The organism is Streptomyces odontotermitis (assembly GCF_050510915.1).
In the GTDB taxonomy this organism is placed as follows: domain Bacteria; phylum Actinomycetota; class Actinomycetes; order Streptomycetales; family Streptomycetaceae; genus Streptomyces.
Map to the genome: position 1 here is coordinate 141,880 of NZ_JBNJLS010000006.1, position 14,057 is coordinate 155,936.

The 14,057-nt window shown below is 68.6% G+C and carries 12 protein-coding genes and 1 pseudogene; 6 read left to right on the forward strand and 7 right to left on the reverse strand.

Annotated elements, in window-relative coordinates; genetic code table 11:
• Positions 1-28: 28 nt before the first annotated feature.
• On the reverse strand, positions 29-616 hold the full coding sequence (locus ACQB60_RS19245) for a DinB family protein (RefSeq protein WP_496927544.1): 588 nt from the start codon (positions 614-616) through the stop codon (positions 29-31).
• A gap of 295 nt (positions 617-911) precedes the next feature.
• Between ACQB60_RS19245 and ACQB60_RS19250 the strand changes: the two genes are divergently transcribed.
• Positions 912-1,724, forward strand: a complete 813-nt coding sequence (locus ACQB60_RS19250; protein WP_496927237.1) for a hypothetical protein — start codon at positions 912-914, stop codon at positions 1,722-1,724.
• Between the two features lie 76 nt (positions 1,725-1,800).
• Here the strand turns inward: ACQB60_RS19250 and sigJ are convergent, their stop codons facing one another.
• Entirely contained in the window at positions 1,801-2,796 is a 996-nt protein-coding gene (gene sigJ, locus ACQB60_RS19255) for an RNA polymerase sigma factor SigJ (protein WP_496927238.1), read from the reverse strand.
• A gap of 157 nt (positions 2,797-2,953) precedes the next feature.
• Here sigJ and ACQB60_RS19260 point away from each other — a divergent pair, with 157 nt between their 5' ends.
• Positions 2,954-3,601, forward strand: a complete 648-nt coding sequence (locus ACQB60_RS19260) for an LUD domain-containing protein (RefSeq protein ID WP_496927239.1) — start codon at positions 2,954-2,956, stop codon at positions 3,599-3,601.
• Positions 3,602-3,687: 86 nt separating this feature from the next.
• Here ACQB60_RS19260 and ACQB60_RS19265 read toward each other — a convergent pair whose 3' ends face one another.
• The 3 genes from ACQB60_RS19265 to ACQB60_RS19275 form a co-directional block, all read right to left on the reverse strand.
• On the reverse strand, positions 3,688-4,674 hold the full coding sequence (locus ACQB60_RS19265) for an aldo/keto reductase (protein WP_496927240.1): 987 nt from the start codon (positions 4,672-4,674) through the stop codon (positions 3,688-3,690).
• Positions 4,675-4,850: 176 nt separating this feature from the next.
• Positions 4,851-5,456 (reverse strand): dihydrofolate reductase family protein, encoded by a 606-nt coding sequence (locus tag ACQB60_RS19270; protein ID WP_496927241.1) that lies wholly within the window; start codon positions 5,454-5,456, stop codon positions 4,851-4,853.
• A gap of 137 nt (positions 5,457-5,593) precedes the next feature.
• Entirely contained in the window at positions 5,594-7,210 is a 1,617-nt protein-coding gene (locus ACQB60_RS19275) for an eCIS core domain-containing protein (RefSeq protein ID WP_496927242.1), read from the reverse strand.
• Between the two features lie 617 nt (positions 7,211-7,827).
• Here ACQB60_RS19275 and ACQB60_RS19280 point away from each other — a divergent pair.
• Positions 7,828-8,256 carry a nuclear transport factor 2 family protein gene (locus ACQB60_RS19280; RefSeq protein WP_496927243.1) on the forward strand — a complete coding sequence of 143 codons (429 nt, stop codon included), beginning with the start codon at positions 7,828-7,830 and terminating at the stop codon, positions 8,254-8,256.
• A gap of 159 nt (positions 8,257-8,415) precedes the next feature.
• Here ACQB60_RS19280 and ACQB60_RS19285 read toward each other — a convergent pair whose 3' ends face one another.
• Complete coding sequence (locus ACQB60_RS19285) at positions 8,416-9,261, reverse strand: glycoside hydrolase domain-containing protein (RefSeq protein ID WP_496927244.1); 846 nt, start codon at positions 9,259-9,261, stop codon at positions 8,416-8,418.
• Positions 9,262-9,776: 515 nt separating this feature from the next.
• Between ACQB60_RS19285 and ACQB60_RS19290 the strand changes: the two genes are divergently transcribed.
• Both ACQB60_RS19290 and ACQB60_RS19295 read left to right on the forward strand, forming a co-directional pair.
• Entirely contained in the window at positions 9,777-10,307 is a 531-nt protein-coding gene (locus ACQB60_RS19290; RefSeq protein ID WP_496927245.1) for a DUF2690 domain-containing protein, read from the forward strand.
• Positions 10,308-10,382: 75 nt separating this feature from the next.
• A complete protein-coding gene (locus ACQB60_RS19295; RefSeq protein WP_496927246.1) occupies positions 10,383-11,249 on the forward strand; it encodes a GNAT family N-acetyltransferase in 867 nt (288 codons plus the stop codon).
• 138 nt (positions 11,250-11,387) lie between these two features.
• Here ACQB60_RS19295 and ACQB60_RS19300 read toward each other — a convergent pair.
• Positions 11,388-11,462, reverse strand: a pseudogene (locus tag ACQB60_RS19300) (VOC family protein); the annotation flags it as partial.
• 88 nt (positions 11,463-11,550) lie between these two features.
• Here ACQB60_RS19300 and ACQB60_RS19305 point away from each other — a divergent pair.
• Positions 11,551-13,305, forward strand: coding sequence for a recombinase family protein (locus ACQB60_RS19305; RefSeq protein WP_496927247.1), 1,755 nt, complete (start codon positions 11,551-11,553; stop codon positions 13,303-13,305).
• Positions 13,306-14,057 lie beyond the last annotated feature (752 nt).

Here is a 14,057-nt window from a genome sequence, read left to right on the forward strand (position 1 = left end):
ACACGGCGCAGCCGACCGAAGGGCGTGGTCAGCTCTTGTCGGTGGCTGCGGCTGCCTCGGCGGCTCGCTCGATGTGCGCCCGGCGGGCCTCCCAGAAATCGGCGTCGTGGGGAGTCGCGTACGCGGCCGTGGTCCCTGTTGAGTTGTCGAGCTGTTCGCGCAGGATGTCGGCGTGACCGGCGTGACGGCTGGTCTCGGTGAGGATGTGGACCAGGACGTTGAACAGGTGCACGTCGGGGTGGGGCCACCACGGGACGTGGCCGGGGGAGTCGAGGGCGAGGGAGGCGATCGTCGCGTCGGAGTGCTCCCCGACGCGACGGTAGCGGTCGATGATCTCCTCGCGTGTCTCGTGCTCGGTCGCCCACATGTCTGTGCCGCGCTCCTCGGCGTCGTCCCACCGGGGCAGAGGTTCGGGGAAGGGGCGGTCGAAGACCTCGCCGAAGTAGCGGGACTCCCACGTCGCCAAGTGTTTGACCAGGCCGAGAAGGTTGGTGCCCGTGGCGGTGAGCGGGCGACGGATGTCGTACTCGCACAGCCCGTCGAGTTTCCAGATCACCGCCTCGCGGAGTCTTCGGAGTTGGCTGTGCAGGTGGTCCTTCGCGTAGTCGTCGATCATGGGACGTGAGCCTGCCATCGGCCGATGACAGGCTCAACAGGTTCAACGGGGAAACAAGTTCAACGAGTTCAACGGGCTCAGCGGGCTCAGCGGGCTCAGCGGGTTCAGCGGCGGTCAGGATTGGGCAGCCAGGACTCGGCGGTGAAGTCACTATTGTCCGTGATCGGTAACGATCGCGTACGTCATGGCCGGAACCCATCCCTCCCACCTCACACTGCTGCAGCCGGTTCATTGACCGCGTACCGGTAAGCGACAAGCACCCTCACCGCTCTCGCTCGACCTACGGGGGAACCCCATGCGTACGAAGACCCGCAAGAACTGGAAGCTCGGCCTGTTGGGCGCCACCGCCGCGCTCGCCCTGGCCACCACAGCCTGTGAGCCCTCCGGGGGCGACGACGACAGCGGCGATTCCAAGCCGTCCCCGGCCGTGTCCAAGTCCACGGAGAACCCCTCGAAGCCCGACCCGGACAAGACGGCCTCGCCGAGCAAGCCGGCCCCGGGGAAGAGCACGCCGGCCCCCGGGAAGACGGGCGACGACATCGAGGGATCCGGCGGCGCCAACTCCGGCGGCGCCAACTCCGGCGGCGCCAACTCCGGCGGCGCCAACTCCGGGGGCGCCAACTCCGGTGGCAGCGGCGGAGGTTCGGGCAAGGACGACTATGCGGACCGGCAGACCCCGCCCGGCCCGATCTGCGCCAACCACGGCAAGGGCCCGTACGGGAGGCTTGTCGGCTACCTCAAGGACGGCACCGACGACAAGGAAGGCAACGACCTGCTGACCTTCCACATCGGCTCGTACGACTGCAGCGACGGCAGCCACCCGATCCTCAAGATGGAGGGCGGGGGCAACCACACGACGAACATGGCCGTCGACGAGAAGCACCTGAAGGTCGTCGTGGCCGGTCAGCTCGCCTCTGAGATGGGCGGCAAGGAAGTGGACACCCAGAAGTTCCTGAGCAAGCTGGGCGAGATGGACAAGAAGGGCCAACTCGGCCTGGACCAGGACCCCGTGGAGTTCTACTACCAGATGAGCGGCGACAGCAAGGACGACGCCTACGGGGGCGGCAAGGCCGTCTACCTCTACCAGGTGAACACCCTCGGCGGCTGACCGCACGGGCGGCGGAGGGCAAGCCGCCGGGGCATCGGTCTCTCCGCCTTCCCCGCGAACGGAGGGGAGACGTGCCTCAGTCCTCCGCCCAGTGACGGAGCTTCTCGGGGTTGCGCACGACCCAGATGTGCTTGATCCGGTCGCCGACGACGTCGAACGCGAACACCGTCACCGTGACGCCGTCCACCTGAGCCACCACACCGGGCTGACCGTTGACCACCCGTTCCAGGAAGGTCATGTCGGCGGGCCTGCGCTGTGCGATCTCGATCCAGGCGTGCGCGATCTGCACGCCGCCTTCGATGGGGTGCAGGAAGGTCGTGGCCAGGCCACCGCCGTCGGCGACCGCTGTGGCGTCGGGGTCGAGCAGACTTATCAGGGCGTCGATGTCCTTGGCTTCCCACGCCTGCTTGAAGTCCCGGACGATGGCCGTGCGTTGGGCCGGCGGGGGCGTGGCGGAAGGCTGTGCGGTCCGTATGCGGCGGCGGGCAGAGGAAGCCAGTTGGCGGCATGCCGCGGGGCTGCGGCCGACGATCTCGGCCACTTCGGCGAAGGAGTGGCAGAAGACGTCGTGCAGGATGAAGGCGACGCGCTCGGCAGGGGTCATCGATTCGAGTACGACCAGGAAGGCCAGGTTGATCGACTCGTCCAGGGTGACCCGGTCGGCCGGGTCGACGGCCGCACCGCCCGCCCGGCCGCTGACCCACTCCGTGCGCCCGGGCAGCGGCTCGGGGATCCACTCACCCACGTAGGTCTCCCGCCGGGCCCGTGCAGAGCCGAGCAGGTTGAGGCAGATGCGGCTGGCGACCGTGGTCAACCAGGCGCCGGGGGAGTTGATGGCGTCCTGCTCCTGCCGCGACATGGCGTACCAGCGGGCATACGTCTCCTGGACGGCGTCCTCGGCCTCGGCCAGGGAGCCCAGGAGGCGGTAGGCGAGGTTGATCAGCTGGCGCCGCTCGCCCATGACCGTCTCCAGGTCCACGTCCATGCCCAGGTTCATATCCGTGCCCAGGTCCGTGTGCATGTCCACGTCCGGATCAGGTCGGTGGTGTTCTGCCTCGGATCGGGTGGTCATGGTGTCGCAGCTCCCTCGGTCGCGTCTGCCCTCACCGGTCCGACAGCGCAGCCCCCGGAAATGTGAGGCGAGGCAGCGACCTCACATTTCCGGGGGCTGCCGTGTCGGACTGCTGAGACGAGCACATCATCCAGCGAACAGGAAGCTCACCGACATCATGACGACATCACTGCCGACCCCGACCTCGATCCCGACCACACCGTTCGCCGTGCCGGCGCCCGCGCAGCGCCTGGAGAGGGCGGCCACCGCGCTGACCGCGCATGGATTCACCGTGGAGCTCCTCGATGACGCCGCCGCCGCGCGTACGCGCATCAAGGATCTGATCCCGGAGGGCGCCAGCGTCTTCACCGGGGCCAGCGAGAGCCTCCGCCTGTCCGGCATCGCCGAGGACATCAACGCCGGCGGGCGATACGACGCCATCAAGCCACGCGTCCTGGCCATGGACCGCGCCACCCGGATGCACGAGATCCGACGGCTGACCGCTGCCCCCGACGTCGTCGTGGGCAGCGTCCACGCGGTGACGGAGACCGGCTCCCTCGTGATCGCCTCGGGCAGCGGAAGCCAGATGCCGGCCAACGCGGGCGGCGCCGCCCGTGCGATCTGGGTCGTCGGAGCGCAGAAGGTGGTTCCCGACCTGCCCGCCGCGCTGCGCCGCGTCGAGGACCACTGCCTGCCCCTGGAGAGCGCCCGCACCCAGGAAGCGTATGGCTGGGACAGCGCCGTCAATCGCCTCCTCATCCTCAATGCGGAATTCCAGCCCGGACGAGGCACCGTCCTGCTGCTCCGCGAAGCGATCGGATTCTGAACCCGCCCTGCGTTCCGGACGGTCCTCCTGTCGATGCGCCAACTCATGGCGGAGGGGCAGAGTTGGCGCCTGCCGCCGCACGTCGATCATCGTCCGAGCACCTGGTCGACCTCAGTCAACTGGGCTGCAGTGAGCGGCCCCTTCTCCATGGCCGCCGCGTTCTGCTCCGCCTGCTCGACCGAGCGGAACCCCGGAATCGGGATCGTGCGCGGGCTGCGCGCCCACAGCCAGGCCAGGGCGCCCTGGCCGGGGGTGCGGCCGCCGGAGGTCAGGATGTCGCGCAAGGAGTCGACCCGGGTGACCCAGTCCTGGTCGGCTCCGGCGTTCTCGCGGAAGCCCGGCAGCCAGGCGGGCGGGGAGTTGCGGATGTCCCCGGCCGCCAGCGCCCGCCCGGCCGCGTGTTTGCCCGTCAGGAGGCCCATGGCGAGCGGACTGCGGTTGATGCCTGCAAGGCCCAACTCCTCGCACAGGGCGATCATTTCGGGCGCGTCCTGCAGTACGTTCAGCGCGTGCTGCACGGCGGTGCAGTGTTCCCCTTCGGCGAACCCCCGGGCCCGCTCGGGGTCGTCGGTGCTCCATGCGTAGGCGCGCACGAGTCCCTCGCGTACGAACTCCTCGCAGAGGTCGCGGAGTTCGGCGCCCCGTCGTGGATCGGCGTCGGACAGGTGCAGCTGGTAGAGGTCGATGTGATCGGTGCCGAGCCGCTGCAGTGATGCGGCCAGGGCGCGGCGGGCGTACTGCGGGGAGTCGTCCGAGCCGGTGAGGGTGCGGCTGGTCTCGTCGAAGACGTTGCCCCACTTGGTGGCGATCACGACGTCGTCGCGCCGCTTGCCCAGCGCGCGCCCCAGCACGCGCTCGCTGTGCCCGGCGCCGTAAGCGTCCGCCGTATCGAAGAACGTCACGCCGAGGTCGAGAGCGCGGTGGATCGCCCGTACGGACTCGTCGTCGTCGACCTTGCCCCACCCCAGCGGCCGGCCGTTCGCGTCCTGCCACTCCCCGCCGATGGCCCAGCAGCCGAAGCCGAGAGCGCTGACCTGGATGCCGCTGCGACCGAGTGTCCTCGTGGTCTCCATGCCTGCCCACGTTAGGAGTTGGAGCGCACACGAAGGCAACACCTCGGTCCGAGGCAATGGTGAAGGAGTCGCGATCACCGGCATGGGGACCCAGGGCACGGGCGGCCGGACAGGGGAGTGGGCCCCCGTGCGTCGTTTCGTTGACGGCCATCGGGCGCATTGCGCGGCGCGCGACTCTAGTAGCTGTCGTAGCTGGGTTCGCCGTTCGGCCGGTAGACGCCGACGATGGTGCCGCCCTTCGTCGTCGAGACGCTGACCGGCTCCAGTGCGGTGGGGATCGCTCCGTCGTCGAACAGCCGCTTGCCGGTGCCGATGATCACCGGGTGGATGGTCAGCCGGTACTCGTCGACGAGACCGTGCCGCATGAGGGTCTGGGCGAGGTCGCCGCTGCCGACCACATTGATGTTGCCGCCGTCGGACGCCTTGAGCTTGTGTACGGCGTCGACGACGTCGCCCTCCAGCAGCGTCGAGTTCTGCCATCCGACGGACGTCAGGGTCCGGGACGCCACGTACTTGGGCATGCTGTTCATCCGCTCGGTGAACGGGTTGCCGGGATCGGCGGTCGGCCAGTACGACGCGAAGATCTCGTACGTCTTGCGTCCGAGCAGCATCGCGTCGGAGTGCTCGTACCATCCTGCGATGGCCGTGCCGACCTCGTCGTCGGACACGGGCTTCTGCCAGCCGCCGTGCTCGAAGCCGCTCTCCGCGTCCTCGTCCGGACCGCCCGGCGCCTGCATGACGCCGTCGAGCGTCAGGAACGTACAAACGATGATCTTGCGCATGGTGCGCTCCCTTCGTCGACGGGTAGACCGGGCAACCGCCGAGAACTCATCGGTGGAACTTGCGCAGCCCCGTACGAGTCAGCGGGCGTCCAGGGGCCGTCCGGTGTGGTGCACGCTGCCCCGCACCGTCGCGCCGATCAGTCCACTTCCTCGGAGGACTCGGACGAACTGCTCTGGGAGAGCCCTGCGCGGGCCATCCGGTCGGCCACCTGGTCCGCGGTGCCCGCGCCGGGAATCACACCGCGCAGGGGGCTTTCCGCGAAGGGACGCATGCGGGCGCGCCTGTTCTCCAGCCGCGGCGCCTGGTGGCTGGCCACGCCGTCGGCGGCGCCTGCGGGGGTCGGGACGACCGTGCCGAGGAGGCCGTAGCCCGTGAGCCAGGTCTGGGGGATGTCCTGGCCGGTGATGGCCTTCCACGCCTCGCCCGCGAAAGTCGTGCAGTTGTGCTGGGTGAGGTTGTAGTCGGCCAGGGCCTTCTCATGGGCGACCCGGTATCCGTTGGCGATCTGCCTCAGTGTGACGTTCTTCGACTCCCGGTGAGTGGTCTTGCGGTGCGGGTCGGGGCACCTGACACCGCCCTGCACATCGCTGATCGCCGGAATCGCCCCGAACGGGTAGAAGCCGAACGACGCCTGCTCCCCCTTCGATCCGTTGATCTCGATCCAGACGTGACCGAGGTTCCTCCGCGGGAGGTCCCCCGCGTCCACCTTGAGCGTGACCTTCAGCTTCTTCTGGGCGCCACCGGCGTGCAGTTCGCGCATGAGCAGGGTGCGCAGCGGCGCCAGGAGGGTGTTCTCCGGCAGTTCGGGAAGCGGCTCCGGGGCCGCCGTGGCTGTAGCGGCCGGCGCCGTGCCTGCCGTGCCTGCCGAGCTCGACGTGGTGGTCGGCGGAGCGGATGCGGGCGAGGACCCCGGCAGCGTGTCGGCCTCACGATTCTGGCCCCGTACTGCCCGGAACCGGGGTATGTCCAGGCTCGCCAGGTTCTGCGTCCGTTCCAGGAGGTCGTCGATGTTTCCGCTTTCCTCCTGATGCTGCAGGATGCGGCGGTGAAGTTCCTCGCGGTCCGGGGAGCTGTCGGCGTCCCTGCCGTGTTCCGATTCGGAGGACGAGGCGGAGGCGTCGGCGTCGTAGGACCCGCTGCCCCGGCGGCCCCGCGGCGGGCTCTCCATGCGCTGCACGGTCGGCGCCTGAGCCGCACCCTGCACGGTCGGCGACCCCGCCGCACGCTGCACGGCTCGGTCCGTGGCGGTGGTCGCTGTGCGCTGGGCGGTGAGGGAGGGGGCGGTCGTCTCCCCGGCCTTGAAGGCGGCGCCGTCCGTCTTGGCGGCCACTTCGGAGCCCTGACGGGGGTCGGTGACGGCGGCTCCCGCTCCGTTGTCGTGGCCCGTCTCGACGATGCCGCGGGTGTTCTTGTCGACGTGGCTGAGTTCGTGGCCGATGGTCTCTTCGTTGGAGGCGGCCTCCGCGGTCAGGAAGATGTGGTTGTCGATCGTCATGGCCTCGGCGCCCATGGCGGCGGTGGCGCGCTGGGAGATCGGATCGCGGTGCACGCGGGTGGAGGCGATCCTGTCGTTCTGGTAGAACGGCACGGCCTTGGCCACGACGGCCGAGGGCAGGGACTCGCTGGGGGAGTTCTTGGCGGCGGCCAACAAGGCCGCCTGCCCCTCGGGGCTGGTGTCCGGCACCACCTCGTGGGCGTGCGCGTCCTGCGCCGCGAAGCGCCGCGCCACCGTGGTGCTCGGGGAACGCTGCACCTGGGATCCCTGCAGCTGGGATCCCCGCTCCTGGGGTGCCTGGACTTGAGATCCGCGCACTTGAGATCCGCGCACTTGAGGCCCCTGCTCCGGTGAGTTCTGCCGCTCCTGATGCCCGCATCCGGGGCCGTGCTGGTGCTGCGCCCACCTGTGCCCGGCTTCGCGCAACATCTGCACGACGCCTCTGTTCCCGATGGAGCCGCTCAGGTCGAGCATCCGTTGAACATGAGCATCGACATGCGGAGTTGAGGGTCGTGCCTGCTGGTGCGCGCCACCCTTCTGAGGCCCGGCCTTGTTGTTGTCGTCCCGGGCCAAGCCCATCTGCGTTCCTCCGGCGATCAATGGGGGCGGACCAACCCTCGCACCCTTGCGGGCGGATGCACGGGACGCCAGGGACGCAAGGGCAGCGTTGACGGCCGAGAGGGCAGTCCGTGCCCGTCCGTACCGGAGCCCCACTGGCACACCGCACGCCTGGCATGTCTGACATGCCTGATCCCGTAGCTCCGTACGACCGCCGAAACAGTTATGTACCGAACGATCCAAAACCTGATAGCGTGCTGCTCCGGCGAGTTCACCAGCAGCGGCGGACTCGGTTCGAACGTTAGGGGAGGCATGTCATGACGACAGCTCAGCGCACGGCCCGAGAGGTCCTGGACGCGTATCTGCGTGAGTTGGAGAGCGGCTACAGCGAGCGGATGGTGGAGCTCTTCGCCGAGAAGGTCGACTGGAGCGTTCCCGGGGCGGACGAAGTCCCGTGGCTCGGTGAGCGCTCGACGCGGGAGGAGATAGCCGACTACTTCACCTCACACGCGGGCTATGTGGCCCGGGACGAGTTCGTCATCGAACGGGTGCTGGCCGACGACCGGGACGGCGTGGTGCTCGGGCACTTCAAGAGCCGGGTCAGGGCCAACAATGCGCCGATGGAGAGCTGGTTCGCCATTCATGTGACGGTGGTCGACGGGCTGATCACGCGTTATCGCTTCTACGAGGACAGCCTGGAGGTCGCGCGGGCGTGGCAGGCTCCGGGGCGGGCGGCGTCGGCCTGAGCCCGATGCCCGGAGCCGGGTGAGTGTCAGGGGCACTGGGTGACACCCCCCCCGCGCGCGCGGGCGTGCCGGGCGCAGGGGGCCGGACATACGCGGCTGTCGAGGCAGAGCAGCCGCTTCACCGTCACCAGCCAAAGGGCGCACGGCGCCATCACGCACTCAGCCGACGATGGCCACGGGCGCGTCCCAGGCGTTGCGGTCGACGGTGATCGTGTAACCGCCGCGCTTCTCCTTGCTGTTGACCATGTACTGGTGGCCACGGCTGTGGTTCGTGTACAGCGACTTCGACCACGGCCAGTCACTGGTCGTGGTGTTGACCTTGTCCCACTTCGCATACCAGAGGCTCTCCGGCAGATCGGTGCGGTTGGCGGCGGTGGCCACGGCCTTCGCGCTGGAACTGCTGAACCCGTAGTACCCGGCCCGGTACTTCTTGGCGCGCAGGGTCTTGGTGAAGGCGCGCACGTACGTGAGTACCGCCTTGTTGCACGAGGCGTTCGCGACGTCGTACGGCTCCATGTCCAGGTAGATCGCGCTGCCCGCCTTCATGCCGAGCCTGGACGCCCTGGCCACGGCGTCCTTGCCATTGGCGACGCCGAGGGAGGAGGCGTTGGCCGCCGTCATCTTCTCCGGACTGGAGCCCCTCTGGCAGTACGGCTGAGCACCCACGTAGAGGGGGATGAGCTTCCACCCCTGGGCGGTGACCTTCTTCACCCAGGGCGCGGTGAGGTTGGGCTGGGCGCAGCCGCGGTTCTTGCCTCCGATGTAGACGGCGGCCGCGCCGTAGAACCCGGTGCGCCACGCCTTCATCGCGGCGGCCGAGGGAGCGGTGCAGGTGTCGAAGGCGCGACCGGTGTACGTCTTCTTCGCGGGCAAGGTCGTGCCCGCCGACGCGCTCTGCACGAGGGCGCCGCCACCCGCGACGATCGTGGCGCCCGCGGCGCCCCAAGCGATGTAGCGATTTCTCTTGGACAGCCGGTGCGCAGGCTTACGCGACGTGCCGAACATGTGGTCCCCACCCCTTGATGCGCGCTGGTGCGCACTTCTGTTCTTCCTGATCACCGCAGGATAGATCCGGTGTGATGGTGCGGGATCCCCAGGGGTGAGCCCGGTTAATGGCCGGTATCCATCTGACACACCGTGAGGGAGCCCGCGAGGATCGAAAGGGCAGCACGGTGCCCGAGGGGATCCGTGTGGTTCCAGGAGCGGCACGACGGCACCGGCCGGGACTGCTACGACGAGGTGGACGGCTCAGGCGGCAGCGACGGCACGTGCGACTCCTCCTACGACTAGGGGCATTACCGGACCGGATGGGACCATGTGCACTGGTACCTGCAGCAGGATTTCCTCACCTACGCCGACCGCCCGCAGGGGAGCTGGACGAGCCATGTCGGTGGGCGCACCCCCACCGGCTCGTTCCTCCGGAGTGGTGAGGGCCCCTGATGAGCACGAGTGACCCCGACCCGGCTCCGACACCAGGTCCCGGGTCTCTGAAGAGGGCGTGCAGGGCCGCGATACGGCGCATGCGCGACGGCTGGCGGTACGCGTGGACTCCGGCCTCGCACGCCGCGGTGACCGGCGGCGTCGTCGTGGCTGTCGCAGGCAGCCTCTCGGCAGTCGTCTTCACTGGTCTGTGGGACGAGTTCTTCGGCCCCGAGCCGGCTCCCAAGGCGGCCTCGTGCCCGGGGAAGGGCTGCGAGGGAAAGAACCCGCAGAAGATCGGCGGCTGCACCGCAGACGCGCGGACCTACCCGAAGGCCGGGAAGAACCCGGCCACGCTGCACCTGCGCTACTCCAAGCGCTGTGGCGCGATATGGGCCCGGGTGACCACCGCCGAGGTCGGAGACAGCATCAGCGTCTCGGTCGAGGGCGGATCGGCGCAGAGCGCCGTGGTGGAGACCTTCCACGACCAGTTCACTCCCATGACGGTTGTCGCCCGCTCCTTCAAGGTGAAGGCATGCGTCGAGCCGACCCACGCGACGAACCGCAAGGGCACCTGGGACCGGTACTGCATGAAGGCATCCGACAAGTCGCCGTGGTCGAAGCCCGGTTAGGGCCTGACCTGGCGATCTGACGGGCCGAGCAAAACCAGGTGCGGCCGGTCGCCGCGATGCTGTGGGATGCGGGACATGACGATCTTTCTGAACGAGCCCGGCGTCGACGGGCTGACCGGGGCCGTGGATGCCCTCCGCGCGTGGCAGGACGACCGCACACCGCTGCAGCTCCATCCGGGAGACCTCGGCTGGGCCTGGGCGCTGGGCGCGGAGAGGCTGGCCGCGGCCGTCCGCACCTGGAGCGTGGACGGACGGATCATTGCCGTCGGATACCTGGACGGCCCTGATGTGCTGCGCCTGACGACCGCGCCGGACCTGCGACAAGACGCTGATCTGGCGCGTCGGTTGCTGACGGACCTCGATGATCCGGAGCGCGGGGTCCTGCCGCCCGGGAAGGTCGGCCTCGAAATCCCGAACGGCGCCCTGCTCCGCGAGGTCCTCCTGGAGGCGGGCTGGAATCCGGACGAGCCGTGGACGCCGCTGCGCCGCGACCTCTCCGGGCCGGTGAAGGAGTCCGGCCTGCGGATCGAGGTGGCCGGTCCGGAGACGGCGGGGGTGCGGACCGCGGTGCACCGCTCGGCGTTCGCCAGCCCGATGTTCACCGAGGAGGTCTGGCACGTCCTCGCGGCCGGGCCGGTCTACGCCGACGCCCGCTGCCTGATCGGCTACGACGACCAGGACAACGCGGTGGCCGCGGCGACGGTCTGGTCGGCGGGGCCCGGCAAGCCCGGCCTGCTGGAGCCGGTGGGCGTGCACGCCGACCATCGCGGTCGCGGCTACGGGACGGCGATCAGCCTCGCCGCTGCGGCGACGCTGCGTGAGCTGGGTGCGTCAAGCGCGCTCGTCAGCACCCCGAGCTCGAACGCTGCCGCCGTCGCCACCTACAGGGCGGCGGGATACGAGCCGTCGACGGAACGGCTGGACGTCAGCCGAGCCGCCTGAAAATGATGGCCACAAGGACGACGAGCTCGCGGTCCGCTACGAGGCGACCGTCCTCGTAGCGGCCATCAAAGAGCGGCTGTGAGGCTGTGACCAGCGGTCATGCGAAGCCGGTCAGGATGGCGTGGGGGCGTCAGGAACTCATCGCGGCTCGGCCGCTCGGTCGGACTCGCTGCGAAGAACGCAGAATTCATTGCCCTCGGGGTCTCCCAACACTCAGAACTAGTAGTTCTGGAGTGTCGGCATGGTGGCATCAACGCTGGTCAGGCCCGGTAGTGAGAACCCTTCGGTCCCTACAGGGGGCATGACCAGCACACTCCGAAACCCGCTTGCGGGCACGGTCTACGAAACCGAGACCCTTCGGGGTGTCCGTTGTGTACGCCTGTCCGTGCTCACCGACGAGACCACCAGCCCCGAGCGTCAGCGCGAGGCAGACGACATCGCAGCCGCAGCCCTCGGCATCGACTTTGGCGAGGGTGACCAGCTCCGCGAGGCCGTAGACCTTGACGTGAGCGCATCCAAGTTCGGCCCGTTCGAGCGGGAACAGCTCGGCGGGTGGCTCGCACGCCCGGACGAGTTCGACGCGCTTGTCTGGTGGCGCTTTGACCGTGCCATCCGGTCCATGGCGCACATGCATGAGCTTGCGAAGTGGGCCCGTGAACACCGAAAGATGCTCGTCTTTGCCGAGGGCATCGGCGGGGGTCGGCTCGTGTTCGACTTCCGCAACCCCATGGACCCCATGAGCGAACTCATGATGCTCATGTTGGCTTTCGCCGCTCAGGTCGAGTCGCAGAGCATCAAAGACCGCGTGACCGGAGCCATGGCCGCTATCCGCAAGATGCCGCTTCGGTGGCGTGGCTCGCGTCCGCCGTACGGCTACATGTCCGCCCCCATGCCCGCGGAACACGGCGGGGTGGGCTGGACGCTCGTACCCGACCCGGACGCGGTGACGATCATTGAACGGATCGTCCGAGAGCTGTTGGAAGGCAAGACCGTTTCCGCGGTAGCCGCAGGGCTCAACGTGGATGAGGTACCGAGCCCGCGCGATTACTGGGCCGTGAAGATGAAGCGCAACAAGGGCGGGAGGACCGGCGGGGCCAAGGGCTCGCACGTCGTGCGCGAAATCTTCAAATGGACCCCCGTGGCCATTACTCGGATGCTCCGCAGTGAGACGTTGCTCGGCTGGAAGATACACAAGGGCAAGCCCGTGCGCGACGCCGAGGGCAACCCGATCATGGCGAGTGAAACCCCGATCATGACGCGGGAAGAGTTTGACCGCATCGGCGCACTGCTCAACTCGCGCAGCATCGAGAACGGGGACCGCAAGGACACCGACGCGCTTCTGTTACGCGTGATCCACTGCGACTCGTGCGGAGGCCGGATGTACCTCAACAAGCAAGAGAGCAAGAACAACCAGGCGCACGTCTACAAGTGCAACTTTCACTCGCGGGGCGACAACTGCGAGGCACCCGCGCACGTCCGCGGTGACTGGGTGGACGAGTACGTTGAAGCCGAGTTCCTGCGGCGAGTCGGCACCATCCAGACGACTCACGTGGTCGAGATCCCCGGGTACGACCCCGAGCCCGAACTACTCGCCACCCTCGCCGAGTTCCGCGAGCACCAGGAACAGAAGGGGCGCCAGAAGTCCAAGCACGCTGCGGCCGAATGGCAGTCCCGCGCGGACGCTCTCGACAGCCGCATAGCCGAGTTGGAGACCCGCGAAAAGGTCGAGCCGCAACGCGTGGTCACACCGACCGGTCGCACGTTCGCGGACGAGTGGGCCGACAAGGACACCGCGGGACGCCGAGCCATGCTCATTGAGGCAGGGGTTCGGCTGGACGTACGGCGCGGCACTCGCGGAGGGTGGCGGAAGCTCGACACTCGGCGCGTGGACTTCACCATGTCGGGAGAGCTGGACCCCGCCGTGGAAGCACTCGATGGGGTCGCCACGACGTTGGAGTCCGATGTACGCGGGGACACCCCGACCCCGAACGCGAGCGTGCGTATGACCGAACCCGCTGCCGCTGCCGAGCCCGTCCGCGAACTGGTCGCCGCATAGCTCCCTTTATGCCCCTGAGACAGCCCCGGTCGGTTCCTGTGCCCGCCGGGGCTGTCTTGTGCCCGCACACGGGCGTACGGGCGTACGGGGCGCCCCGTGGACTGCCCGCCGACTCGCCCTCGGGCAGCTCAACAGCGGGACAAGGAGTGTTGAGGGTGACGACTTACGACACTTTTTTAGAACGCATAGAAAAAATAGAGAGAAAAGAGAACGGGGTCATCGGCAACACCCCATCACTCTTGAGGCTCCGGGAAACCCTCGGTCCCTACTACTGGAGCACCCAGCAAACGGGACCAGCCCGACCGGCCTACCGCACGAGCGGACAGGACGCGGGAAACCTTCGGTCCCTACTACTGGAGCACCCAGGGAACAGCGAGCCCGAGTCCGCCACGGCGGACAGGAACTCGCCGGTCCCATGCCTCACAGAGAGAGCGGGACTACCGCGCACCCACCCCAAGGGGGAAACCCGGCGGACCGAGTGCCCGAACTCTCTAAGCGTTGCCCGTGCACCACGCACCCCGCGTTACTCGGGGTGGTCTGCGGGGGTCGTGAGGCAACGCATACGGGGGACTGCACCGCCCATGAGTAACCGCCCCGACCAGGGCGCCGAAAGGGGTTGTAAGCGCGTGCGGCCCCCACCCTGTCCGGACTGGCCCGAGCCGGCTCAGGGCTCCCATGCCCGCTGACCCAACAGCTAGAGGTGCGCGGTACCGGCCCCCTCGGGGGATGTCGGCCGCAGAGTTCCCCGGTTC